Annotated in this window: 23 protein-coding genes and 5 tRNA genes; 26 read left to right on the top strand and 2 right to left on the bottom strand. The window is 56.1% G+C overall.

Annotation, left to right across the window (positions count from 1 at the left end):
• Positions 1 to 44 precede the first annotated feature (44 nt).
• Positions 45 to 230: an AbrB/MazE/SpoVT family DNA-binding domain-containing protein gene (locus tag I2E77_RS02410; protein ID WP_087234991.1), complete on the bottom strand. Its 186-nt coding sequence runs from the start codon at positions 228 to 230 to the stop codon at positions 45 to 47.
• Between the two features lie 133 nt (positions 231 to 363).
• Between I2E77_RS02410 and I2E77_RS02405 the strand changes: the two genes are divergently transcribed.
• The 6 genes from I2E77_RS02405 to I2E77_RS02380 all read left to right on the top strand — a co-directional run bounded on the left by I2E77_RS02405 (position 364) and on the right by I2E77_RS02380 (position 5,291).
• A complete protein-coding gene (locus I2E77_RS02405; protein ID WP_191395574.1) occupies positions 364 to 708 on the top strand; it encodes a helix-turn-helix domain-containing protein in 345 nt (114 codons plus the stop codon).
• 145 nt (positions 709 to 853) lie between these two features.
• On the top strand, positions 854 to 2,434 hold the full coding sequence (locus I2E77_RS02400) for an amidohydrolase (RefSeq protein WP_195450548.1): 1,581 nt from the start codon (positions 854 to 856) through the stop codon (positions 2,432 to 2,434).
• A 5-nt stretch (positions 2,435 to 2,439) separates the two neighbouring features.
• Positions 2,440 to 3,480, top strand: a complete 1,041-nt coding sequence (gene mutY / locus I2E77_RS02395; protein ID WP_195450547.1) for an A/G-specific adenine glycosylase — start codon at positions 2,440 to 2,442, stop codon at positions 3,478 to 3,480.
• Between the two features lie 69 nt (positions 3,481 to 3,549).
• Positions 3,550 to 3,942, top strand: a complete 393-nt coding sequence (locus I2E77_RS02390) for a helix-turn-helix domain-containing protein (RefSeq protein WP_172749762.1) — start codon at positions 3,550 to 3,552, stop codon at positions 3,940 to 3,942.
• Positions 3,943 to 4,080: 138 nt separating this feature from the next.
• Entirely contained in the window at positions 4,081 to 4,845 is a 765-nt protein-coding gene (locus I2E77_RS02385) for a threonine/serine exporter family protein (protein ID WP_191362842.1), read from the top strand.
• Between the two features lie 2 nt (positions 4,846 to 4,847).
• Entirely contained in the window at positions 4,848 to 5,291 is a 444-nt protein-coding gene (locus tag I2E77_RS02380; protein WP_087234997.1) for a threonine/serine exporter family protein, read from the top strand.
• Positions 5,292 to 5,518: 227 nt separating this feature from the next.
• On the opposite strand, the gene pap is transcribed toward I2E77_RS02380, so the two are convergent.
• The gene (gene pap, locus I2E77_RS02375) at positions 5,519 to 7,009 is read right to left on the bottom strand and encodes a polyphosphate:AMP phosphotransferase (RefSeq protein WP_195450546.1); all 1,491 of its coding nucleotides are present in this window, start codon (positions 7,007 to 7,009) and stop codon (positions 5,519 to 5,521) included.
• 265 nt (positions 7,010 to 7,274) lie between these two features.
• Between pap and ruvC the strand changes: the two genes are divergently transcribed.
• From ruvC to I2E77_RS02275, 20 genes are all read left to right on the top strand, one after another.
• Complete coding sequence (gene ruvC / locus I2E77_RS02370; RefSeq protein WP_087230357.1) at positions 7,275 to 7,781, top strand: crossover junction endodeoxyribonuclease RuvC; 507 nt, start codon at positions 7,275 to 7,277, stop codon at positions 7,779 to 7,781.
• Positions 7,782 to 7,798: 17 nt separating this feature from the next.
• On the top strand, positions 7,799 to 8,404 hold the full coding sequence (gene ruvA, locus I2E77_RS02365) for a Holliday junction branch migration protein RuvA (protein WP_087230360.1): 606 nt from the start codon (positions 7,799 to 7,801) through the stop codon (positions 8,402 to 8,404).
• A 56-nt stretch (positions 8,405 to 8,460) separates the two neighbouring features.
• Positions 8,461 to 9,534: a Holliday junction branch migration DNA helicase RuvB gene (ruvB, locus tag I2E77_RS02360; RefSeq protein WP_442858914.1), complete on the top strand. Its 1,074-nt coding sequence runs from the start codon at positions 8,461 to 8,463 to the stop codon at positions 9,532 to 9,534.
• A gap of 318 nt (positions 9,535 to 9,852) precedes the next feature.
• Entirely contained in the window at positions 9,853 to 10,176 is a 324-nt protein-coding gene (locus I2E77_RS02355; protein WP_191395581.1) for a cytochrome C biogenesis protein, read from the top strand.
• Positions 10,177 to 10,392: 216 nt separating this feature from the next.
• Positions 10,393 to 11,742, top strand: coding sequence for a phosphoglucosamine mutase (gene glmM / locus I2E77_RS02350; RefSeq protein WP_195450544.1), 1,350 nt, complete (start codon positions 10,393 to 10,395; stop codon positions 11,740 to 11,742).
• Positions 11,743 to 11,821: 79 nt separating this feature from the next.
• On the top strand, positions 11,822 to 12,682 hold the full coding sequence (locus I2E77_RS02345; protein ID WP_087230373.1) for a class I SAM-dependent methyltransferase: 861 nt from the start codon (positions 11,822 to 11,824) through the stop codon (positions 12,680 to 12,682).
• A 240-nt stretch (positions 12,683 to 12,922) separates the two neighbouring features.
• Positions 12,923 to 13,789 (top strand): energy-coupling factor transporter ATPase, encoded by an 867-nt coding sequence (locus I2E77_RS02340; protein WP_087230375.1) that lies wholly within the window; start codon positions 12,923 to 12,925, stop codon positions 13,787 to 13,789.
• 76 nt (positions 13,790 to 13,865) lie between these two features.
• Positions 13,866 to 14,732, top strand: a complete 867-nt coding sequence (locus I2E77_RS02335) for an energy-coupling factor transporter ATPase (protein ID WP_087230378.1) — start codon at positions 13,866 to 13,868, stop codon at positions 14,730 to 14,732.
• The gene (locus I2E77_RS02330) at positions 14,725 to 15,540 is read left to right on the top strand and encodes an energy-coupling factor transporter transmembrane component T family protein (protein ID WP_087230380.1); all 816 of its coding nucleotides are present in this window, start codon (positions 14,725 to 14,727) and stop codon (positions 15,538 to 15,540) included. The genes I2E77_RS02335 and I2E77_RS02330 overlap by 8 nt, the downstream gene beginning before the upstream one ends.
• A 31-nt stretch (positions 15,541 to 15,571) precedes the next feature.
• Positions 15,572 to 16,324, top strand: a complete 753-nt coding sequence (truA, locus tag I2E77_RS02325) for a tRNA pseudouridine(38-40) synthase TruA (RefSeq protein ID WP_087230383.1) — start codon at positions 15,572 to 15,574, stop codon at positions 16,322 to 16,324.
• The gene (locus tag I2E77_RS02320) at positions 16,321 to 17,577 is read left to right on the top strand and encodes a DUF5711 family protein (RefSeq protein ID WP_087230385.1); all 1,257 of its coding nucleotides are present in this window, start codon (positions 16,321 to 16,323) and stop codon (positions 17,575 to 17,577) included. The genes truA and I2E77_RS02320 overlap by 4 nt, the downstream gene beginning before the upstream one ends.
• Positions 17,578 to 17,735: 158 nt before the next feature.
• The gene (locus I2E77_RS02315; protein ID WP_087230388.1) at positions 17,736 to 18,284 is read left to right on the top strand and encodes a CvpA family protein; all 549 of its coding nucleotides are present in this window, start codon (positions 17,736 to 17,738) and stop codon (positions 18,282 to 18,284) included.
• An 80-nt stretch (positions 18,285 to 18,364) separates the two neighbouring features.
• Positions 18,365 to 18,985 carry a CDP-alcohol phosphatidyltransferase family protein gene (locus I2E77_RS02310; protein ID WP_087230391.1) on the top strand — a complete coding sequence of 207 codons (621 nt, stop codon included), beginning with the start codon at positions 18,365 to 18,367 and terminating at the stop codon, positions 18,983 to 18,985.
• Between the two features lie 180 nt (positions 18,986 to 19,165).
• A complete protein-coding gene (locus I2E77_RS02305) occupies positions 19,166 to 21,445 on the top strand; it encodes an ATP-dependent Clp protease ATP-binding subunit (protein WP_087230997.1) in 2,280 nt (759 codons plus the stop codon).
• Between the two features lie 210 nt (positions 21,446 to 21,655).
• Positions 21,656 to 21,729: transfer RNA gene (locus I2E77_RS02300), tRNA-Gly, on the top strand.
• A 7-nt stretch (positions 21,730 to 21,736) separates the two neighbouring features.
• Positions 21,737 to 21,813, top strand: a tRNA-Arg gene (locus I2E77_RS02295).
• A 6-nt stretch (positions 21,814 to 21,819) separates the two neighbouring features.
• Positions 21,820 to 21,896 (top strand) — tRNA-His (locus I2E77_RS02290).
• A 73-nt stretch (positions 21,897 to 21,969) separates the two neighbouring features.
• Positions 21,970 to 22,045 (top strand) — tRNA-Gln (locus I2E77_RS02285).
• 308 nt (positions 22,046 to 22,353) lie between these two features.
• Complete coding sequence (locus tag I2E77_RS02280; RefSeq protein WP_191448296.1) at positions 22,354 to 22,878, top strand: nitroreductase family protein; 525 nt, start codon at positions 22,354 to 22,356, stop codon at positions 22,876 to 22,878.
• A 178-nt stretch (positions 22,879 to 23,056) separates the two neighbouring features.
• Positions 23,057 to 23,132 (top strand) — tRNA-Lys (locus I2E77_RS02275).
• Positions 23,133 to 23,372 lie beyond the last annotated feature (240 nt).

Here is a 23,372-nt window from a genome sequence, read left to right as displayed (position 1 = left end):
ACAGTGGGGTTGAACCGATGATGAAACCGGCTCAGCCCCATTGTTTATGTTTTGATCTTCACTTTTGGCAGAATACAGGTCACTTTTTTTAAAGTAATCGTTTGCTTTCTCTGATTCACCGAAATTTTGATGGAATCGCTCGTTTGCCAATGGAATGTTCTGCGCATATCAGCGGGGATGACAATTCGTCCCAATTCGTCGATTTTACGTATCGTTCCACAATCTTTCATTTTGTCACCCCCTATCCCTCAATGATTAGAGCCTATTATAGCATAATTCCAGAAAATAGTATGCCTAATATCCAGAATATAAGAGGTTATTTTCATCAAACTCCACTTATATACTGTGTTTAGGGGTGGTTTGATGGACATGGAAGTGGTTGGCAAACGCATTCAAGCATTGCGAAAAGAACACAAGATGACCCAACAACAGCTGGCAGAAGAGATAGATATTAGTGAAAAGTATTTATCGAATATTGAAACAGGAAAAGATATTTGTTCCATCCATGTGATTCTCAATATTGCAAATCTTTTGGATGCAAGTGTAGATGACCTATTGGGCAGCAACTTAAAATACAACCGGTTCCATACTCCTGCAAATGGGGCATATCATATCCGCCTAATCAACGAAACGTATGCGCTGAGTGAAAAGGAATGTGCCCATCTTCTTCGGTATATTGAGTTAATGAAAGAGCACGATAAAAAGTAAAACCATCCAGATGAGAATGTGTTGCCGCGGCTGGTTGCCGCGGCTAATTTTATTGAAAATTTTAAAGAGAGATCGAACGGCTTCATATTGCGCCGCTGATTGGAACATGCTACTCTTGAAAGAACAAGTGAAAGTGGGGGAAAGAATGGATACAGCGATTTACTATAACGGTACCATCCTGACCATGGAAGAACCGCTCTATGCAGAGGCTGTGCTTGTGGAGGACGGGGTTATCCGTCAGGTGGGCAGCCGGGAGGCGCTCTTTGCGCAGAAACGCGCGGATACGCGGCTGGTGGATTTACAGGGCGCGGTTTTGCTGCCCGCGTTCATCGACCCGCACAGCCATATCACGGCGCTGGCCCAGACGCTCGGCCTGGTAAACTTGAGCGGCTGCAAGAATTTCGGGGAGATCACCGAGCGGCTGGACGCATTTATCGCAAGAACCAAACCCGACAAAGGGCAATGGGTGTCCGCCTTTGGCTACGACCACAACGACTTAGAAGAAAAGTGCCATCCGGACCGCGCGCTTTTGGATCGGTACCCCTTCCCGGTCGTGGTGACGCATGCGTCCGGCCATATGGGGGTCGTGAACCGCATGGGCCTGCAAGCGTTGGGGATCACCGCATCGACGCCCAACCCAGAGGGCGGGGTGATCGGCCGGTGCACAGGGACCCAGGAACCCAACGGCTATTTGGAGGAAACAGCATTCACCGGCTTCACCGCGCGCATCCCGCAGCCGCCTTTGGAGCAGCAGATGCGCCAGATGGAGCAGGCGCAGGACATCTACCTGCAAAACGGGATTACCACCGCGCAGGACGGATTTACAAAGGAAGCGGAGTGGACGCTCCTGCACGGCCTTGCCGGGCAGAAGCGCTTGAAATTGGATGTAGTTGCCTATCCGAATTTGCCGGACAACCGGAAGATCGCTTTGGAACACCCGCAGTATTGCAAGCAGTATCATAACCGCTTGAAAATCGGCGGCTATAAAGTCTTTCTGGACGGTTCCCCGCAGGGGCGTACCGCCTGGATGAGCCAGCCGTATGCGGATGCGTCCGACGGGTATCGCGGCTACGCCGTGCACACGGACGAGGAAGTGCGTTCGTATATGCGGCAAGCGCTGCAAGACCACATGCAAATTTTGGCGCACTGCAATGGGGATGCCGCGGCGCAGCAAATGATCGACGCCTATGCCGCGGAAAAGACCGGGGAGGACATCCGCCCGGTGATGATCCATGCCCAGCTGGTCCGCCCGGATCAACTGGCGCGCATGGGAGAGCTCGGGATGATCGCTTCGTTCTTTGTCGCGCATACGTATTACTGGGGGGACGTGCATCTGAAAAACTTCGGGGAAGCGCGTGCAACGGCGATCAGCCCCGTGCGCGCCGCCATCGGCAACGGGGTGGTGTATACGTTCCATCAGGACACGCCGGTGATTCTACCCAATATGTTGGAAACGCTCTGGTGTGCGGTCAACCGCATCAGCAAGGGCGGCTATGTCATGGGGGAGGCCCAGCGCGTTTCGCCGCTGGAGGCGTTGAAGGGAGTAACGCTTTATGCGGCGTACCAATACTTTGAGGAGAACGAAAAGGGCTCCATCCGGCCGGGCAAGCGGGCGGATTTCGTGCTATTGGATCGGGACCCTTTGCAGGTGGACCCGATGGAGCTCAGAGACCTGCGCGTATTGGCGACGATCCGGGGTGGAACCGTGGTATATGAAGGGAAGTGAAGAGTATGGATTCATTGGCGGCGATTGTCGGACCGCTTTTGGAATGGTATGGACGCAACGCCCGTTCCCTGCCGTGGAGGGAGGAACCGGCGCCTTACCGCGTCTGGGTCTCTGAGATTATGCTGCAACAGACCCGCGTGGAGGCAGTGAAGCCGTATTTTGCCCGCTTCCTGGCGGAACTCCCGGACGTGCCCGCCCTCGCCAGCGCACCGGAACAGCAGCTGATGAAGCTCTGGGAGGGGCTGGGGTATTACAGCCGGGCACGCAATCTGCAAAAGGCCGCGCGCGTGATGGTGGAGCAGTACGGCGGGACGCTTCCGGCCGACTACGATGCGCTGTTGAAGCTGCCCGGCATCGGCCCTTATACAGCGGGGGCGGTTGCCTCCATCGCCTATGGGATTCCCGTCCCGGCGGTGGACGGCAATGTGCTGCGCGTGGTGATGCGCTTGACCGCTGGTTGGGAGGACATCGCGGACCCGGCCGTCAAGCGCGCCGTGGAGCGGCGTATGGCGGCGATCCTGCCGAAGGACCGGCCGGGGGATTTCAACCAGGCGATGATGGAGCTCGGCGCGACCGTCTGCGCGCCGGGCGGCGAGCCGAAATGCCTGGTTTGCCCGCTGAACGCCCTGTGTGAAGGGTACCGCCAAGGGATTGCGCGGGAACTCCCCGTCAAAGCCAAGAAGAAGGCGCGCCGCATCGAGGAGAGGACGGTGTTCCTGCTGGTCTGCGACGGCGAGCTGGCAATCCGCAAGCGGGCGGACAGCGGCCTTTTGGCGGGCCTCTGGGAGCTTCCCTCCGTGGAAGGAAAACTGAACCCGGAGGGCGCTGCGGAAACCCTACAGGAATGGGGTGCACAGCCGGTGTCGATCCGGGAGATGCCGGCGGCGAAACATATCTTCTCCCATGTGGAATGGCATATGACCGGCTACTGGGTCGATTTGACGGAGCGCCCGGAGGGGTTCACCTGGGCCGGGCGGGAGATGTTGCAGCAGGAATACGCCCTGCCGTCGGCGTTCCGCGCGTACTTAGAGGCGTTTACGAAGTAAAAGACCGGTATAGTGTTGTGGCTGTTTTTTTGAATCAGAATGGAGGAAGCCTTATGGAGTGCATCAATCATGACTGGTAAAAAGGAATCTTTGTTAGAGTCGGAATTTACAAAAAGGATTGGGAAACAGCTGAAAAGGCACCGTCTCCAAAACAACTTAACCCAAAAGCAAGTGGCAGAAATTTTGGACATAGACGAACAATACTATGGACAAGCAGAACGAGGCGCCAAAAGACTCAGTTTAAAGAAGTTGGTAGCTTTTTGCGCCTATTTTCATATATCCTTGGACGCTGTTGTTGCAATGGATACAGCGCAAGACGCAGAGAATGAACGAAAGGAATTTATACAAAATATTGCGGAATTACTCCCGCTCTGTACCGGAGAAGAACTGAGGTTCCTCCGGATGGTTGTGCAAAGGATGGTATCTGAGGGGAAAACAGAAATACAAAAGGATACATATTAATAAAATCCAAAGCCACGATGAACAGAAAGAGTGAAAATTCGAAAGAAAACATAACATAACGTAGCACAACACCTTCCCCTTTCTTCCGCACCGGTTTTGTGCTATACTGCAACAAACGCATGATCAGGGGGCGAGAGCATGAACTACGATGACCTTATCAGCGCTGCAACAGACGTGGGCTATCTGCTTCTGCGCAACGGCGCGGAAATCTACCGCGTGGAGGATTCCATGCAGCGCATTTTTCGCGCCTATGGAGTGGAGACGGGGGAAGTCTTCGCCATTCCCACCTGCATCTTTGTGACCATCACCACGCCGGAGGGGAAATCCATCACCAAGATCAAGCGCCTCTATACGCGCGGGACAGATTTGGATAAGGTCGACCAGGCGAACGACCTTTGCCGCCGGATCTGCCGCACATGCCCGGACGTTTCGAGCATCCATGCGGAGGTGGAGAAGATCAACCGGCGGCCGGTCTACGATTTCTGGACGCAGGTTGCCGCGTTTGCCATGGTCGCCTTTTCCTTTACCCTGTTCTATGGAGGAACCTTGTCGGACGCGTTTTGTTCCCTGTTTTGCGGCGCCGGGGTCAAGCTGGTCAACCACTTCATGGGGCGGTTCCAGGCAAACGCCTTCTTTACCAATATCGTCGCCAGCTGCGTGGCGGCGACGATCGCCATGTTGGCAGTCCAAATGGGGTTCGGCGCGAATCTGGATAAAATCATCATCGGCGCCCTGATGAACCTGGTCCCCGGCATCGTCATCACCAGCTTTATGCGCGACATTATGGGCGGCGATTTGATCGCGGGATTGATCCGCTTTGTGGAGTCGCTGCTTGTGGCCACGGCGATTGCCATCGGCGCCGGTATTGCGCTGATGGTGCCGCGCCTGATCTGGGGGGTGTGAGGATGGACGTGTATTTGCCCTGCTTCTATAGTTTTATCGCTTGTATGGCGGTTTGCCTGGTGTTCAATGTGCGCGGGAAGCTGATCTTTTTTACCTCCCTCGGCGGCGCGATCGGCTGGTTTGTCTACCTGCTCTGCCGCCCCTTGCAGAACGACATTGTGCAGTTCTTTATCGCCACGGTAGTGATCACCATCTATTCTGAGGTGATGGCGCGCATCCACAAAGTGCCGGTCACCGGCTATCTGCTCATCGCGCTGTTGCCCATGGTGCCAGGGGGCGGTATCTACTACACGATGGAATACTGCATCGCCGGGAATACGCAGATGTTCCTGGAGACCGGCCTGCACACCCTGGGTATTGCGGGGGCGCTGGCGCTCGGCATTTTGCTGGTCTCTTCGCTCAACCGGCTTTTTGGAATGCCACGGCGGAACAAGAATAATCGGTGAAAAGATTTGACATAATCACCATGGAGGACCGAAAGAATGCTATGATAGAACCATACCCGAGAGGGTGTGATGGATATTCTTTTGCGTACACCTGCGATTATGGCAGAATTTCTTAAACAGGGAAGGGGCCGGAATCCAATCTGGATTCCGGCCCTTTCCTATTGCCATCCTTATCCAAACGAAGCATTCCTCAAAGAAAGCCTATTCTTTCCGGGAATGCTCCTACTTTATAAACGGTCTTTGATCGCGTCGATCAGAATTTTCAAAGCCTTGATGCGGCCATATTTTTTGTTCTGGGACTCAATGATGTGCCACGGGGCAAAATCCGTGGACGTATAGCGGAGCATATCGTCGATCGCCTCTTCGTATTGATCCCATTTTTCGCGGTTGCGCCAGTCCTCGTCGGTGATCTTCCACTGCTTGGAGGGCGTGTTCTGGCGGTCGTTGAAGCGGCGCAACTGTTCGTCCTGGTCGATGTGCAGCCAGAACTTTACAACCACAGCACCCCAATCGTAGAGCTGCCGTTCGAATTCATTGATCTCCCGATAGGCGCGCTGCCAGTCTTCCGTGGTGCAGAAGCCCTCGATGCGCTCCACCATCACGCGGCCATACCAGGTGCGGTCGAAGATTGCGATATGCCCATCCTTTGGCAGGCGCGTCCAGAACCGCCACAGATAATGGTGGGCGAGCTCCGGCGCGGTCGGGCCTGCAATCGGGACGACCTCGTATCCGCGGGGGTCGAGCGCGGCGGCCACACGGCGGATATTGCCGCCTTTGCCGGCGGCGTCCCAGCCCTCGTAGCAGACGACGACGGGCACGCGCTTCCGATAGATCTTGTTGTGCAGCTCGCTCAGTTCCTCTTGGAGCTTTTTGAGCTGCTTTTTATATTTTTCATCGGTGATGGTCTTGTCCAGGGAGACGTCCTTCAGCTTCGGCATGGGAACAAAGGTAAAGTTGCCGGGAAGGATAATATTGGTTGGGGTAATGGGGTGTTCCTTGCGGTGCTGCTTGAGCGCCAATGCGGTTTTGATCCCGTCGATGACGGTGTGGTAGATTTCCAGCTCCGCGTGCAGGCGGTCCGTGCTGGCGATGACATGCCAGGGGGCGTAAGTGGTGTTGGTGTATTCCAACATCTCGTCAAATGCGCGGTAGTAGCGGTCGTACTGTTTGTTCCGCTTCCAATCCTGCTGGGTGACGCGCCACTCTGTATTTTTGGAATTCGCCAGGTTTTCCAGGCGCTCCCGCTGTTCCTTCTGGCTGATGTGCAGGAAGAATTTGATAATCAGATACCCGTTGTCCGCGAGCTGCCGCTCGAAGGTGTTGATATCGTTCATGCGGCGCAGGTTGGTCACATCGTCCACCTCGTCCTCCAGGCGGAGTACGGAGATTTCCTGGTACCAGCTGCGGTCCATCACCGCGATTTCCCCGCCTCCGGGGATGATCTTCCAATAGCGCCAGAGGTTCGGTTCGCGCTTTTCCAGCTCCGTGGGGGCAATGTTGGAGTACACTTTGGAGCCGCGCGGGTCAAAGTTCAGGATCAGGTTGGCGATCTGGCTGCCCTTTCCAGCCGAACCCCACCCTTCGAACACAATGATGACGGGAAGCTTGTTCTGCTTCACCAGCTGTTGCAGGGAAGAGAGCTCTTCCTTGAGCGCGGAAGCTTCTTTTTTATATTCCTCTTTTGTGATGGAAGCCTTTAGATTGACTTTTTCCAACATGCCGGGCAACCCCTTTCCATTCTACTCCTTAATGGGAGACTATATGCCAATTATACACTAATTTACTAAAATTGCAATCTTTTTTGTACGAACGGACAAATCTTATTTCTATGGATATATCTTTCTCGTATCTTGCCCAGATGTTTGCGAAAAAGCGCAGGTTTCATGCGGCTTTGCCGCACGCTTTTCCCCTTTTCTAATTGGAACGGATGTGCTATAATAAAGCGAATATTATGGAAACTCGTTTGGCAAATGGAGACAGGAAATGGTCATTCTTGGAATTGACCCGGGCTATGCCATTGTTGGCTACGGGGTCATTCGCGCACAAAATGGTCGGTTTGTCCCTTTGGAACATGGGGCGATCGTCACCAAGGCGGGGGAGAATTTCAACCGCCGGTTGGAAATCATATACGATGCGATGACGGAAGTGCTGCAAAAGTGGAAGCCGGACGCGGTCAGCATCGAAAAGCTTTATTTTAAAAACAACAAAACAACGGCGATCGGCGTGGCCGAGGCGCGCGGCGTGATTTTGCTGGCGACCCAAAAGGCCGGCGTGCCGGTCTATGAGTACACGCCGCTGCAAGTGAAACAGGCAGTGACGGGTTACGGGCAGGCGCTCAAACCCCAGGTGATGGAGATGACCCGGCGGCTTCTGTGCCTGCAACAAATCCCCAAGCCGGACGATGTGGCGGACGCCTTGGCTATGGCCATCTGCCACGGGCAGGCAGCGGGGTCGTCCCTGCGGCAGGCGCTGCTGGGGCGCAGATCATGAGATAGACGGAGTGGCGTATGTTTTATAGTATCAAGGGAACATTGACGCATATGGAGCCCGGGTTTGTTGTGGTGGAGTGCGCAGGGGTGGGCTTTAAGTGCCTCACCACGCTGAGCACCCAGCGCACCATGCCGCAGATCGGCGAACAGGTCAAGCTGTTTACCCATTTGAATGTCCGGGAGGATGCAATGGATCTGTTCGGCTTTGCCACGATGATGGAGCTAAACTGCTTTAAAATGCTGACGGCGGTTTCCGGCGTGGGGCCGAAGGTGGGGCTTGCCATTTTGAGCGAGCTTTCGCCGGAGCAGGTGGCCATGGCCGCGGCATCGGGGGACAGCAAATCGCTGACCCGCGCCAGCGGCGTGGGCGCAAAGCTGGCGCAGCGCATCGTGTTGGAATTGAAAGACAAGGTGAAAAAGATGGGCGGCGGAGTCCTGGAGGGCTTTGCACCTGCGGGCGGGGTGCCGTCGGCAGCGGGGAACGCTGCCAACGCCGTCAGTGCGCTGTCCGTGTTGGGCTATACGCCGACGGACGCGGCCTCTGTGGTAGCGAAATTTGACAGCAGCTTGCCAACGGAAGAGCTCATCCGCTTGGCGCTGAAGGAATTCGGGAAAAACCGGTGAAAGGGTGGTGAGGCGTGCCGATGGATTACGAGAATGAGATGGACTTTGAAAACCGGATGGTTGCGCCGGAGTACGCCCCCGAGGATGCGGAGGTGGAAAACCCTCTGCGCCCCCGGACCTTGGAGGAATACATCGGGCAGGAAAAGGTAAAGGAGAACCTGGCGGTCTTTATCGAGGCGGCCAAGCAGCGCAAGGAATCGCTGGACCATGTGCTGCTGTACGGCCCGCCGGGGCTCGGCAAGACGACGCTGGCGGGGATCATCGCCAACGAATTGAACGTCAATTTGCGCATCACCTCCGGCCCAGCGATTGAAAAGCCGGGGGATCTCGCTGCACTGCTGACCAACCTGAACCCCGGCGACGTGCTCTTCATCGACGAAGTGCACCGCCTGTCGCGCAGCGTGGAGGAGATCCTCTATCCGGCGATGGAGGACTATGCGCTGGACATCATCACCGGCAAGGGGCAGATGGCAGCTTCCTACCATTTGCCGCTGCCCAAGTTTACGCTGGTGGGGGCCACAACGCGCGCGGGCCAGCTTTCCGCGCCGCTGCGCGACCGCTTTGGCGTGGTGCTGCGGCTGGAAATGTATTCCCCGGAGGAGCTGGCCAAGATTGTCACCCGGAGCGCGCGCATCCTGGGCATCCCCATTGAGGCGGACGGCGCGCTGGAAATCGCCTCGCGCTCGCGGGGGACGCCGCGTATTGCGAACCGGATGCTCCGGCGCGTGCGGGATTTTGCGCAGGTGATGACGGACGGGGTGATCACGTACCAATCCGCCAAGATCGGCCTGGACCGCCTCGAGGTGGACGAGATCGGGCTGGACGCCAACGACCGGCGGATGCTCAGCGCCATGATCCGCTATTATAACGGCGGCCCGGTGGGATTGGAGACGCTTGCGGCGGCCATCGGGGAAGAAGCGGTCACCATCGAGGACGTCTATGAACCGTATTTGATGCAGATCGGCTTTTTGAACCGCACGCCCCGCGGACGCTGCGTCACGCGCGCGGCGTACCTGCACCTGGGGCTGACGCCGCCGGGGGAGCAGATCCCGCAGCAGAGCTTCTTCGATTTGGCCAGGGCGCAGGAACCGAAGGACAGCGCCTCAAAAGATTCACTGGACGGGAAATAAATCCCTTTTTGCGTTGCCGGCCCTTTGAGGGCCGTGGGTTGAAAAAACGATTGCGGGAAGACCGATCCTCCCGGCTTCTTGATCGCCGCCGAAGGGCGGTGCGGGTAGAAATCACTTGTTCTGTCCGGCTTCGTCCGCCATACCGCGCTTTGCTCGGAGGAAAAAGCGGCAGGGGTGTTCGGATGTAGCGTATCAATAAAAATTGCCGTCTCCCCGGGAGACGAGGGTTGAGACAGCATTTAGACAAAGTCCGTGTTTTCCAAGATATTCTCCCTTGCCGTTTCGGAGAGGGAGAAACGGTTAGAAAGGAATTTGCGTTTGGAATTTTCACGTGTCAAACTGGAAATTTATGTGCCGGAAGCATACCTTGGCCGCCTCCGGGAAGCGTTGAACGAGTTGGGCGCCTGCCACATCGGGAAGTATGACTGCTGTTCCTCCGTGGCCGCCGTCACCGGAACTTGGCGGCCGCTTCCCGGCGCGGAGCCGTACGACGGGACGGTGGGGGAGCTTTGCCAGGGCGCGGAGTGCAAAATGGAAGCGGTCTGCCCGCGGGAGCTGGCAGCGCAGGCGGTGGAAGCGGTCCGGCAGTTGCATCCCTATGAGGAGCCGGTGATCCATGTGCTGCCGCTTTTAGACCTCTAGCCGCAGGGCGGTTTTCCAAGCGGGCGAAGGATCTCGCCGGTTTGGAAAAGTGTCCGGCGGTCTTGCAAATCACTGGTTTCTGGCCGGTCGTATGAGATTGCGACGCGGTTTTCAGGAAAAAGCCGTTACAATAGGAAAAAAGATTGGTTTCGGAGCGTTTTGGCAAGGAAACTACCCCCGGAAAAAGGGGAACGATTTTAAGGAGTGTGTTAAGCTATGGGCAGACTTTTTGGAACGGACGGCGTCAGAGGCGTCGCAAATTCGGAGCTTACCTGTGAGATGGCCATGAACATCGGCCGGGCGGCGGCGATGGTGTTGACGGACAACAACCACCGCCATCCTAAAATTTTGATCGGAAAAGACACGCGCATTTCTTCCGATATGTTGGAGAGTGCAATTACAGCTGGCCTGTGCAGCGTGGGGGCTAATGTTGTGCAGCTCGGTGTTGTGCCGACCCCGGCGGTGGCGTTCTTGGTCGGCAAATACAAAGCGGACGCGGGCGTGATGCTCACAGCGTCGCACAACCCCTGCGAGTTCAATGGGATCAAAATTTTCAGCGGCGACGGCTATAAGCTGCCAGATGCGCTCGAAGAGCAGATCGAGGCCATCGTCCTCGACCACGCCGACGTTCCGCCGGTCCCCACAGGGGGCGACATCGGCAGCGTAACCACTGCGCCGAACGTGGTGCGTGATTATGTGGACCACATCAAGAGCACGGTCCCGTTTGCTCTGACCCGGATGCGGATTGGCATCGACTGTGCAAACGGCGCGGCCTCCCGCACGGCGGAGCTGCTGTTCACGGAATTGGGCGCGGAGTGCCATATGCTGGCCGACAAGCCCAACGGGGTGAACGTCAACGACAACTGCGGGTCCACCCATATGGAAAACCTGATGAGCTTTGTCAAGGAGAACCACCTGGACGCGGGCATCGCGTTTGACGGCGATGCGGACCGCTGCCTCGCTGTGGACGACAAGGGCCAGCTGGTGGACGGCGACTTTGTGATGGCCATCTGCGCCGCGGATATGAAATCGCGCGGCAAGCTGGCGAAGAACACTGTGGTGGGCACCATCATGACCAACATGGGCTTCACCCGTTTTTGCAGCGAAAACGGCCTGCACTTCGAGGCGACCAAGGTCGGCGACCGCTATGTGCTGGAGGAGATGCAGCTGGAAGGCTATAATTTTGGCGGCGAGCAGAGCGGCCATGTGATCTTCCTGGATTTTGCCACAACCGGCGACGGCCAGATGACGGCGGCGCAGCTGTTGAGCATTGTCCACCGCCGCGAGGCGAAGCTCTCCAGCCTAGCAACCCTGATGACCCGCTATCCGCAGGTGATCGTCAATGTGCAGGTGGGCCCGGAGGGGAAGCTGCATTTCTACACGGACAGCGAGGTCAAGGAGGCCATCGAAAACGCGAAGGCGAAGCTGGGGACTAGCGGCCGCATCGTGGTCCGCCCGTCCGGTACGGAGCCGCTCCTGCGCGTGATGATCGAGGGCGAGGACTTGGAGTATATCAATGTGCTTGCGAACTCCGTGGCGGATGTCCTGCGGGAGCGTTTGGCGTAAAAAAGTGTAAACATTTTGTAGAATTGATTTATAATCGTACGATTTGTATTGAAAATTGACGGATAAGAGAGGGTTTGCTTTGAGAGCGGCAGCATGGAAGGATTACGAACTGATCGACACGTCCGGCGGCGAACGATTGGAGCGGTGGGGGAATATCGTCCTCATCCGCCCCGACCCACAGATCATCTGGAATACGCCGCGCAAAAATCCCCTTTGGCGTGAAGCGCATGCGCGCTACCAGCGCTCCCATACGGGCGGGGGGAGTTGGCAGGAGTATCGAAAGGTGCCTTCCATGTGGAAGATCCGCTATGGGGAGTTGACCTTCCAGCTCAAGACCATGGGCTTCAAACATACCGGAATCTTTCCGGAGCAGGCGGTAAACTGGGAGTTTGCCATGCAGAAAATCGGCGCGGCGGGCCGCCCTGTAAAGGTTTTAAACTTGTTCGGTTATACCGGGGCGGCTACGCTCGCCTGTGCAAAGGCGGGTGCGCAGGTCTGCCATGTCGATGCCTCCAAGGGGATGGTCGCCTGGGCGAAGGAGAACGCAGCGGCCTCCGGCCTGGCGGACCGGCCGGTGCGCTGGCTGGTGGACGACTGCATGAAATTCGTCCAGCGGGAGCAGCGCCGCGGGAACCATTATGAGGGCATCATCATGGACCCTCCGTCCTATGGGCGCGGCCCCGGCGGGGAGGTCTGGAAGCTGGAGGAACAGCTCTATTCCCTGGTGGAGATGTGCGTGCCGATTTTGTCCGAGAACCCGCTGTTCTTCATCCTGAATTCCTACACCACCGGCCTTTCGCCCGCGGTGATGGAATACCTGCTGGGCGTATTGCTGCAAAAGCGCTTTGGCGGGAAGGTTTCCTCCGGGGAGATCGGGCTTCCGGTGACGGAAACTGGGCTGGTCCTTCCCTGCGGGAGTACCGCGATTTGGGAGTCCTAATTCGACAACATATCGGATATTACAATATGTTTTATACAATTTGGATTTGAAAAGTGTGCTTGAGATGTTTGAGAAAAGCGCATGATTTGAAATAGGTTCGAGCGAATACCTTTTGCGAGGGACATTGCCAACCGGCTAGCGCGGGATTCGATCGAAGTACGGCGCTGTGGGCTGCGCCCAAACAGAAGACCATCCACCGGCGGTTAGCGCCATTGCTGAAATTACAGGGAGTAAAAACAAATGGCTTTTATACAGACAAAGGATTTGAAATTCACCTATGACGATGTGGAAGACGGCGAAGCCGGGAAGGTGCACGAGGTGCTCAAGGGCGTCAACCTCGACATTCAAAAGGGCGAGTTTGTCGCACTGCTCGGCCACAATGGGTCGGGAAAATCCACCATCGCCAAGATGTTCAACGCCATGCTGTTGCCCGCTGGGGGCAAGGTCTACGTGGAGGGGATGGATACCCTCGATGAGAGTCTCGTCTACGAGATTCGCCGCCGCGTGGGGCTGGTCCTGCAAAATCCGGACAACCAACTGGTGGCCAGCATCGTGGAAGAGGATGTGGCGTTCGGCCCGGAAAACCTCGGCATCGCGCCGGAGGAGATCCGCAGGCGGGTGGACGACGCGCTGAAGGCGGTGGAGATGTACGATTACCGCCTAAACGCCCCCTACAAGCTCTCCGGCGGCCAAAAGCAGCGCATTGCCATCGCGGGGATCATCGCGATGCAGCCGGAGTGCATCGTGCTGGACGAGCCGACCGCGATGCTCGACCCGCGCGGCAGGGAAGAGGTGCTGCGGACGATCCACAAGCTGAACCGGGAAAAGGGGATCACCATTGTCCTGATTACCCACTATATGGATGAGGCGGTGCAGGCGGGCCGCGTGGTGGTGATGGACGACGGGCAGATCTTGTTGCAGGGGACGCCCAAAGAGGTGTTTTCCCATGTGGAGCTGCTCAAGCAGCACAAACTGGACGTCCCGCAGGCCACGGAACTGATTTACCGCCTGCGCGCGAGCGGCTATCCATTGCCGGAGTGCGTATTGAATGAAGAGGATTGTGTGGCCGCGCTGGAGCGGATTTTGAAGGCGCCGGTAGGCAGATAATTCTCCCGGCAAGGACGAATAAAAGATCCGCAGGTATCCGCACAGCGGAATCTGACGGAGGTTTGGAGAAAGCACTATGGCGATTATTGAGACGAAAGACCTGACATACACATATGGCACGGGCACGCCGTTTGAGAAGACGGCGGTGGACCATGTGAACCTCTCCATCGAGCAGGGGGAGTTCATCGGCGTGATCGGGCATACCGGTTCCGGCAAGTCCACGCTGATCCAGCAGTTCAATGGGCTTTTGCGGCCCACCTCCGGGACGGTGCTGCTGGACGGGAAGGACATCTGGGCGGAGCCAAAGAAAATCCGGGCGGTACGCTTCCGCGTGGGCATGGTGTTCCAGTACCCGGAGCACCAGCTCTTCGAAGAGACAGTCCTCAAGGACATCTCCTTCGGTCCCTCCAACATGGGGCTGGAACCGGCGGAGATTGAAAAGCGTGCGCGCGATGCGGCGAAATTTGTCGGACTGCGGGAGGAGCTCCTGGAAAAGAGCCCGTTTGAGCTCTCCGGCGGCGAGAAGCGCCGGGTCGCCATCGCGGGCGTCATCGCGATGGACCCGGACGTCCTGATTTTGGATGAACCCACCGCAGGCCTGGACCCGCGCGGGCGCGACGTTCTGCTCTCGCAGATTGTGAATTACCACGAGGTACGGCACAATACGATATTGTTGGTTTCCCACAGCATGGAGGACATCGCACGCACCGCGGATCGAATTTTGGTGATGAACGGCGGGAAGGCCGCCATGTTCGACGAGACGAAGAAGGTGTTTGCACGCGGGGAGGAATTGGAGCGGATGGGCCTGCGGGTCCCGCAGATCACCAAGATCCTCGCCATGCTGCAAAAAGACGGCTATCCGGTCGAGACCGCCCTCACGTTGGAGCAGGCGATCCGGCAGCTGATGCCGTTGCTGGAGGAAGGAGGGCGTACGCATGGTTAGAGATGTCACCCTGGGGCAATATTTCCCCGCAAAATCGGTGATCCATCGCCTGGACCCGCGCGTCAAGGTGATTTTGACCTTCCTATTTATTGTATTTGTCTTTGTGGCGCAGAATTTCGCTGCGCTGCTCCTGATGATCGCGCTGGAAGTGTGCGTAATGGCGAGCTCCGGCGTGCCGGTCAAACAGTATTTCAAGAGCCTGAAAGCGGTTTTGTTCATTGTAATTTTCACCGGCATTCTGAACCTGTTCTATGGGTCAGGGGAGCCGCTGGTGACGCTCTTTGGATTTATGCAGATCACCTGGAATGGCATCCAAAACGCCATCTTTATCGCGATCCGCATCATGAGCCTGATTTTATTCAGCGCGGTGCTGACTTTTACAACCACGCCGACCGAATTGACGGACGCTCTGGAGCGCATCATGAAACCGCTGAAAGTGCTCCATGTGCGGGTCCATGAAATCGCCATGATGATGACGATCGCCCTGCGCTTCGTCCCCACGCTTTTGGAAGAGACGGATAAGATCATGAGCGCGCAGAAGGCGCGCGGCGCAGACCTGGAAAGCGGCGGATTGATGCAGCGGATCAAAGCGCTGATCCCGATCCTGATCCCGCTCTTTGTGTCGTCCTTCCGCCGGGCGTACGACCTGGCCATGGCCATGGAGTGCCGCTGCTACCACGGCGGGGAAGGGCGCACCAAGATGAAACAGCTGCATATGGCTGCGCGCGACGGCTGGGCGGTCGCGATTTCCGTGGCGGTCTGTGCGCTGGTGATTGTGCTGAATGTTTTGATGCCGGCGATCCTATAAAAATCCCCGGGACGGAGAGGAGGAAAAGCGTATGCGCAATTTGTTATTGACGCTCTGTTACGACGGCGCGCAGTACCACGGTTGGCAGATTCAGAACAATGCGGTCTCTGTGCAGCAGGTGTTTCAGGAGGCGCTTTTCAAGGTTACCTCCGAGAAGCCCGAGATCAAGGGGTGCAGCCGCACGGATTCCGGGGTGCATGCCAATCAATACTGCATCAGCTTGAAAACCGGGCACACCATCCCCTGCGAACGGCTGCTCAACGCATTGAACCACTTTTTGCCGGAGGACATCGCTGTGCAGGACTGTAGGGAGGTCCCGATGGACTTCCATGCGCGGTACTCCTGCCTCGGCAAGGAATATATTTATAAGATTTGGAACGAACCGGTCCGCAATCCTTTTTTGCGGAACCGGGCGCTTCATTATTGGTATCCTTTGGATTTGTCCCGTATGAACGAGGCGGCGGCGCATTACATAGGGAAACACGATTTTACGTCCTTTTGTACGTCGGATGCGCGGGACCGCGGCGATATGTGCCGCACGGTCACCCGTGCAGGCATACAGAGGGACGGCGGCTTGGTCACCTTTACGGTGGCGGCGGATGGGTTCCTCTATAATATGGTGCGCATCATGGTCGGGACGCTGCTGTATGTGGCCCAAGGGAAGCTGCAGCCGGAGCAGATTCCGGAGATTCTGGCCGCGCGCGACCGCACCGCCGCAGGGCCGACCGCACCGCCCTGCGGGTTGTATCTGAACCGTGTGTTTTATGGAGAGGGACCGGTATGAGCCAGGGAAAACGCTTCGCCACGGGCGAGATCGACGTGGCAAAACACGACCGCCATGCGGAACAGATTGCGAAACGACGCGCCAAGCGCCGGGAAAAGCAAAAGCGCACGCATAAAATCCCAGGGTGGGTCTATAAGATCATCCTGATTTTGATTTTGAGCGTGGTGGGGATGCTGCTGTGGTTTAACCGGCAGAATCTTGCCCCCGACCGCGTGATGGAGTGGGTGCAGGACCGTGTGGTTGGCATTGGCGTGGGCGATGGCTTCCCGCAGCCGATCGCCGGCACCGTCGTGGAGCCGAAAAACTTCCTTTCGGTCAATAAAGAGCTTGTGGTGGTGAGCGACACGGACCTCTCCATCTATAATTCCACCGCCAAGGTGCTGGCAAGCCGCCAGCACAGCTTCAGCGAACCTGTTATGAAGACAAACGGTTCCCGCACCTTGATTTATAATCTGGGAGGGACCGGTTATCAGGTCGAGAGCCGCACAAAGACTGTTGAAAAAAAGAATACGGAAGGAAACATTTTCGCAGGGGCACTGTCGGAGGATGGGCATTATGCCTTTGCAACCCAAGCGGAAGGGTACTGCGGGGAACTGACCGCCTATAAACCAGATGGGACGGCGAAATTTCAATATTGGTTTGCGGACTATTACCCCACCTCGGTCGCCCTGGACCCCTCCGGGTCCCATGCCGCGGTGACGGCCATTTCCGCCCTGGACGGGGGATTGACCTCTGCGGTGTATCTGTTGGATCTCAGCACGGAAGGGGCGGTCGAGCCGTTTGCCGCCTATACGGAGAACATGATGCTTGATTCCTATTGGAGTGCGGACGGGACGGTATCTGCCATTGGGGATAAGATGACGGCGGTCATCAATACGGCAACGCAGACAAAGGTCAACTACGATTATCAAGGGATGCAGCTGTCGGCATATACTGTGGACAGCGGCCGCACGGTGCTCAGCCTGACGGCGTTTGATAGCGCCACGAGCAGCCGCCTGGTGGTGTTGGGCGGCGATGGAAAGGAGCTGGCCAATATTTCCGTGCCCGGAGAGATCCGTTCGGTTTCGCTGTATGGGGACACCGTGGCAGCGTTGGCCGGCGGCACGATTTACGCCTATTCTGCCGTTGGGGGAAATCCTATTGCAACGGTGGATGCCGGAGGCGATGCCAAGGCGGTGGCCTTGGCCAGCGAGAGCGAAGCGTATGTGTTGGGAATCTCAGAGTTGCGCTATGTCGAACTGGCGGCATTTTAAGGCCGGCGTACGTTACAAACCGTTAGTGAACGGAATATGAACATTTGAACGAAAACTTGTGTTTATCGCCTTTTTGTGCTATATTAATCAGGTACTTTCCGCCCTCCCTTTGGTCGGGAAGAAATTCCTGGAAAATTGGATGATTTGGGAGGAAACGAGTGGGACTGGTCTTAGACGCCGTCTTTGCGGCGATTGTACTTTGCTTCGTCGTCGCCGGCTATCGTGCTGGGCTGATGCGTACGTTGGTGGAATTTGTCGGTTACCTGTTCGCCGTAGTTGCCTCAGTGGTGTTGGCGGGCCTGGTGGCAGACGTTTTGGCGGATCTGTTTTTACAGGCGCGCGCCCCTTCCCCCACGGAATATTATTTCTTGCGGGTGATTGCAACCGCCATTGTGTTTGTGCTGTTGCAGATGCTGGTGCGGATGATCGCCTCCGCGGTGAGCGCCGTGTGCCGGCTACCGTTGTTGCATACGGCAGACAGCCTGTTGGGCTGCCTGTTTGGGGCATTTAAAGGCGTTGTTGTGGTCTTGCTTTTGTGCTCGTTTGTGCAGTTGGCGGGTCCGGTCTTTGAATTGGACAGCGGCCCCCTCCATGAGCAGGAGCTCTTCACCACTTCCTATATTTTTCGTTTTATTTCTGCGCACAATCCGGTTTATTCCCTGTTCCATGTGGAAGACTTTTTGGAAGGGGTCGGAGGCGCCTTTTAAGCGCGTGAACAGCGCTCGCATATTTTCACAGCGGACTTTGCCGCATCCGTCGGCGGCGGCCCGGAAAGGCTTGTGAGGAATTGAAGAACTGGAATAAGAATATCAATGTACCAAACGCGCTTTCCCTGTTTCGGATTGTGCTGATCGGGCCGTTTGTTTATTACTTTTTGCACGATCAAATCTTACCGGCGGCAATCTGCCTGGTGCTTTCGGGGCTTTCCGATATGTTTGACGGCATGATCGCACGGAAGTTCAATCAGATTACCGAATTGGGAAAAATGCTGGACCCGGTGGCCGATAAACTGACCCAGGGGACCGTAGCCGTATGCTTGGCGATCGAACAGCCGGTTTTGATTCCACTTTTGGCGATTTTTATCCTGAAAGAGCTTCTAATGCTGGTCGCGGGGACGTTCCTGGTCTTGAAAAAGAAGAAGCGGCCCACCGCTTCCAAATGGTATGGGAAGGTAGCGACCATTCTTTTCTATTTCTCATTTGTTGTGATTGTCGCCATGAAAGGTTTCTTCCAAGTGGAAAACCTTGCCGTCACCATTACCCTTTTATCGGTGACAGCGGCATTTATGATCTATGCCTTTATTCAATACGTCAAGATTTTTTTGCAGCTCTTGCATTCCACGGACCCCAAGGATGAAATCGATCTGAAGGCGGATATCCGTGCAAAGAAACCTGCGAAAAAACAATAATTCGATAAGCAACGCCGTCCGGTGGCCGCGGGCGGCGTTTCCGAATATACAAATGAGGCGGGTTGCCGCGTCTGGGTTCTCTCCAGGGCTTGGGGAAGAGCCATGTACACCGGCCGTGTACGTTTGCAATAGCAATGCCTCAGAGACCTATTTTTTAGAAAAAGAAGTGATTGCAATATGATGATGTGTTCGAGATGCCATAAACGCCCGGCCGTCGTGTTTATCTCGCCAACGGTAAACGCACAGGAGACAAAGGGCCTCTGCCTGGTCTGCGCCAAAGAATTGGGTATCAAACCGGTGAACGATCTGATGGAAAAGATGGGCATTACCGAAGAGCAGATGGAAGCCATGGAGTCCGAGTTCGGAAGCCTGATGAATCCAGAAAACAACGGCGAAAACAACGAGGAAGGCTTCACGCCCGGCGGTGCAGCGACCTTCCCATTTTTGCAGAATATTTTTTCGGATATGACGAACCCGCAGAAGGGCGGGGAGACGCCGCCCCCTTCATCCGCGCCTAAACGCGATAAGCGGGAAAAGCACAAGACAAAGCGCAAAGCGCTGGATACGTACTGCACCGACCTGACCGCGAAAGCGCGCCGGGGGGAAATTGATAAAATCATCGGGCGCGATAAAGAGATTTCGCGCGTGGTACAGATCCTGAGCCGGCGTACCAAAAATAACCCCTGCCTGATCGGTGAGCCCGGCGTCGGTAAGACCGCGGTTGCGGAGGGGCTGGCGCTGCGCATTGCAGCCGGCGACGTTCCCGCCCGCTTGAAGTCGAAGGAGATCCATCTGTTGGACCTCACCGCCCTGGTGGCTGGGACCCAGTTCCGCGGCCAGTTTGAGAGCCGCATCAAGAGCTTGGTCGATGAGGTCAAGGCGGAAGGGAATATCATCCTGTTCATCGACGAGGTGCACAACCTGGTCGGGACCGGCGACGCCGAAGGTTCCATGAATGCGGCAAACATCCTCAAGCCTGCATTGTCCCGCGGCGAAATCCAGGTCATCGGCGCCACGACCTTTGTGGAATACCGCAAATACATTGAAAAGGACGCCGCCTTGGAGCGCCGCTTCCAGCCGGTAACCATCGCAGAGCCCTCCATTGACGAGACAGTGGATGTGCTGATGGGCATCAAATCGTATTATGAATCGTACCACCGCGTGCGCGTGCCGGATGCATTGGTGCGCCGCGCTGTGGTGCTCTCGGAACGCTATATCAACGACCGCTTCCTGCCAGATAAGGCGATTGACCTGCTGGATGAGGCCTGCGCCTGCGCAGCGCTCCGCAATCTTCCCATGGCCGAATACGACCGCTTAAATGCAGATTTGGAGAAGATGCACCAGGAAGAGGACGATATGACGAACGACGGGGGAGAGATCGACTATGAAGCGCTGGCAAAACTGCGCTATGAGATCTCGCAGACGGACCAAAAGGTCAAGGAGCTCGCCCCTGCCGCTTTGGGCGCGGAGGTAGAGGAGGCGGACCTCGCCAAGGTCATTGAGCTTTGGACTGGAATCCCCGCCAGCCGTATCCAGGAAAACGAACTGAAAAAGCTTTCGGATTTGGAAAGCGTGCTGAATGCAAAGATCATCGGCCAGGAAGAGGCGGTCTCTGCGATTTCGGCCGCGATCCGCCGCAGCCGGGTGCAGATCAGCCCCCGGCGCAGGCCGGCTTCGTTTATCTTTGTCGGGCCGACAGGCGTGGGAAAGACCGAGCTGGTGAAGGTGCTCTCGCAGGAGCTCTTTGACACTCCGGAGACGTTGATCCGCCTCGACATGTCGGAGTTCATGGAGAAGCATTCGGTGTCCCGTATCATCGGTTCCCCGCCGGGCTATGTGGGCTATGACGAGGCGGGTCAGGTGACGGAAAAGGTCCGCCGCCGCCCGTATTCGGTGCTGCTCTTCGATGAGATCGAAAAGGCGCATCCGGACGTGATGAATATCCTGCTGCAAATCCTGGATGAGGGCCGGATCACGGACGCCCATGGCCGCACGGTGAATTTTGAAAACACGGTCATTGTGATGACCTCCAACGCGGGCAGCGAGAAAAAAGAGGGCGCGCTGGGCTTTGCGCGCAGCGATGCGGATGTGACGAAGGAAAAGGCGATGAAAGCGCTTTCTGAGTTCCTGCGGCCCGAATTCCTCAGCCGCGTGGACGAGGTGATCGTGTTCCGTCAGCTTACGCTGGAGGACTTTGAAAAGATTGCCGCCCTGATGCTGGACGAATATGTCGGTTCCCTGAAGGAACGCCATATCCATTTTGTCTACGATACGAAGGCCACCCACTGGCTGGCGGAACATGCCATCGGCGGGAAAAGCGGCGCGCGCGACCTGCGCAACCTGATCCGCCGCGAGGTGGAAGACCGCATTGCCTCGCTGGTAGTGGATCATTTCGATCAGCCGTTGTCCGGGATTGCCCTGACCGCGGACGATCAGCTCCGTATGGAGACGTTGGAATAAGGACCGGCCGGTTTCCCTTTCCCTGTAAGGGAACGGCGTCTGTTGTAGTTGAATAAAGAGGATGGGCCGCTTGGGGGAAAACACATGCGGCCCATGTTTTCTATGGGGCAAAAGGTGGATGGGATTTTCTTGAAGCTTATCCCTGCAAAATTGCTTGAAATTCTTGACAAATCCGTTTGTGCTGTGGTATACTTATTTTCGTCGCAAAATGCGAGTGTAGTTCAATGGTAGAACCCCAGCCTTCCAAGCTGGTCGTGTGGGTTCGATTCCCATCACTCGCTCCAAATGCGTGCGCCAATAGCTCAGCTGGATAGAGCAACTGCCTTCTAAGCAGTAGGCCAGGGGTTCGAGTCCCTTTTGGCGCGCCAATTATGGTGGATGTAGCTTAGTTGGTTAAAGCGCCAGATTGTGGCTCTGGAGACCGTGGGTTCGAGTCCCATCTTCCACCCCACTTAAAAAAGACGCCTACGGGTGTTTGCTGAGCACGGGACGGACAAGTTGTTCGGTCCCGTGTTGCTATATATTGGGCTGTAGCCAAGGGGTAAGGCAACGGACTTTGACTCCGTCATTCCGCGCGTTCGAATCGCGCCAGCCCAGCCAGCGGTAAGTTGCCGCTTCCAAGACGCGCACCTCACTTGGTGGGGTGCGCTTTGTTTTGCGCCCACACGTATGTTGGGCATGTTTTGCAGCGCGAACTCCGTCGGGCGCTTCGACGCGCAAGCCAAGCCGCGTTCGGGTCTCGATGCCTGTTTATGGCGTTGTGCGCGGCCATAGATGGAAAAAGATGGCCATATCCAAACCCATTATTGGCAAAAAATTTTCGTAGGATATGCGGCCAGGATTTTCGGGATGCACCCAATTTCTATAAGAAGCAGGGGAGCAACGGTTGATTGGAAAGGGGCTTTTTGATGGATTTGCTCGATCAGATGAAACATCGCCGCAGCGTGCGGTCCTATACGGGGCAGCTAATTGCGGAAGAAGCGCTCAAGAAAGTGCTGCAAGCGGGATTGCTTTCGGCTTCCAGCCGCTCAATCCGTCCTTGGGAATTTGTGGTTGTCCGCGACCGGAAAATGCTGCAAGTGCTATCCGAATGCCGGATAGGGTCGGCAAAGATGCTGCAACACGCGGATTGTGCAATTGTTGTATTTGCCGATGCAGAGAAATCCGATGTATGGGTGGAGGATTGCTCGATTGCTATGGCCAATATGCATTTGATGGCGGACGCTTTGGGGCTTGGCAGCTGCTGGATTCAGGGAAGGCTGCGTGAGGCCCCCGATGGGAGAAGCACGGAGGAATATGTGCAAAGCGCGTTGCATGTCCCTGCCCATTACCGTTTGGAAGCAATCCTTTCGCTCGGGATGCCGGAGACGCATCCGGCCCCACACCGCATCGAAGAATTGCCGGTGGATCAAATTCATTGGGAGGTCTTTTAAGAACTGTGCTATAAGGGAGTCTCTATCGCATAGGGAACGGTGCCCCTTGGAGCTATATGGTGGAAATAGGAACTCTTTTTGTAGAATCACAGCCAATGTTTTTGACAGATGTAGAATAGAAAGAAGAATTTTTGTTGACATTTGCTCGGTGTGCTGTTATAATAAATAAGCTGCATGTGAATCATTAGCTCAGCTGGCAGAGCACCTGACTTTTAATCAGGGTGTCCGGGGTTCGAATCCCCGATGGTTCACCATAAAATCAAAACGGTATAGATGCCACTGGCGAAAAGCCAGTGGCATCAACCGTTTCCGGGCTTTTTCAGCTCGAAAATTCACGGATGATTCCATAGATGCCAACCACTGTTTTCCCCTAACTGGTGGGATTCGAACCCCCTCTTCTCGGAGGTTGGCAAAACCAGAAACCATGTAGCGCCCTTTTTGAAGCATCAATTTTCAAAAAGGGCGCTATTTTTCTATCAATAGAATACACAAAA

It is taken from the genome of Anaeromassilibacillus sp. 1001302B_160321_C8 (genome assembly GCF_015554745.1).
GTDB lineage: Bacteria > Bacillota > Clostridia > Oscillospirales > Acutalibacteraceae > Anaeromassilibacillus > Anaeromassilibacillus stercoravium.
This window is presented reverse-complemented; position numbering and strand designations above follow the sequence as displayed.

Excerpts from the sequence above, each read along its gene's own strand:
- I2E77_RS02305 (WP_087230997.1), top strand. The coding sequence starts at position 19,166 with ATGATGTGTTCGAGATGCCATAAACGCCCGGCCGTCGTGTTTATCTCG.
- I2E77_RS02320 (WP_087230385.1), top strand. The coding sequence starts at position 16,321 with ATGAGCCAGGGAAAACGCTTCGCCACGGGCGAGATCGACGTGGCAAAA.
- I2E77_RS02390 (WP_172749762.1), top strand. The coding sequence starts at position 3,550 with ATGACTGGTAAAAAGGAATCTTTGTTAGAGTCGGAATTTACAAAAAGG.
- ruvA (WP_087230360.1), top strand. The coding sequence starts at position 7,799 with ATGTTTTATAGTATCAAGGGAACATTGACGCATATGGAGCCCGGGTTT.
- I2E77_RS02410 (WP_087234991.1), bottom strand. The coding sequence starts at position 230 with ATGAAAGATTGTGGAACGATACGTAAAATCGACGAATTGGGACGAATT.
- glmM (WP_195450544.1), top strand. The coding sequence starts at position 10,393 with ATGGGCAGACTTTTTGGAACGGACGGCGTCAGAGGCGTCGCAAATTCG.
- I2E77_RS02380 (WP_087234997.1), top strand. The coding sequence starts at position 4,848 with ATGGACGTGTATTTGCCCTGCTTCTATAGTTTTATCGCTTGTATGGCG.
- I2E77_RS02335 (WP_087230378.1), top strand. The coding sequence starts at position 13,866 with ATGGCGATTATTGAGACGAAAGACCTGACATACACATATGGCACGGGC.
- truA (WP_087230383.1), top strand. The coding sequence starts at position 15,572 with ATGCGCAATTTGTTATTGACGCTCTGTTACGACGGCGCGCAGTACCAC.
- ruvB (WP_442858914.1), top strand. The coding sequence starts at position 8,461 with ATGGTTGCGCCGGAGTACGCCCCCGAGGATGCGGAGGTGGAAAACCCT.
- ruvC (WP_087230357.1), top strand. The coding sequence starts at position 7,275 with ATGGTCATTCTTGGAATTGACCCGGGCTATGCCATTGTTGGCTACGGG.
- I2E77_RS02330 (WP_087230380.1), top strand. The coding sequence starts at position 14,725 with ATGGTTAGAGATGTCACCCTGGGGCAATATTTCCCCGCAAAATCGGTG.
- pap (WP_195450546.1), bottom strand. The coding sequence starts at position 7,009 with ATGTTGGAAAAAGTCAATCTAAAGGCTTCCATCACAAAAGAGGAATAT.
- I2E77_RS02340 (WP_087230375.1), top strand. The coding sequence starts at position 12,923 with ATGGCTTTTATACAGACAAAGGATTTGAAATTCACCTATGACGATGTG.
- I2E77_RS02400 (WP_195450548.1), top strand. The coding sequence starts at position 854 with ATGGATACAGCGATTTACTATAACGGTACCATCCTGACCATGGAAGAA.
- mutY (WP_195450547.1), top strand. The coding sequence starts at position 2,440 with ATGGATTCATTGGCGGCGATTGTCGGACCGCTTTTGGAATGGTATGGA.
- I2E77_RS02385 (WP_191362842.1), top strand. The coding sequence starts at position 4,081 with ATGAACTACGATGACCTTATCAGCGCTGCAACAGACGTGGGCTATCTG.
- I2E77_RS02405 (WP_191395574.1), top strand. The coding sequence starts at position 364 with ATGGACATGGAAGTGGTTGGCAAACGCATTCAAGCATTGCGAAAAGAA.
- I2E77_RS02280 (WP_191448296.1), top strand. The coding sequence starts at position 22,354 with ATGGATTTGCTCGATCAGATGAAACATCGCCGCAGCGTGCGGTCCTAT.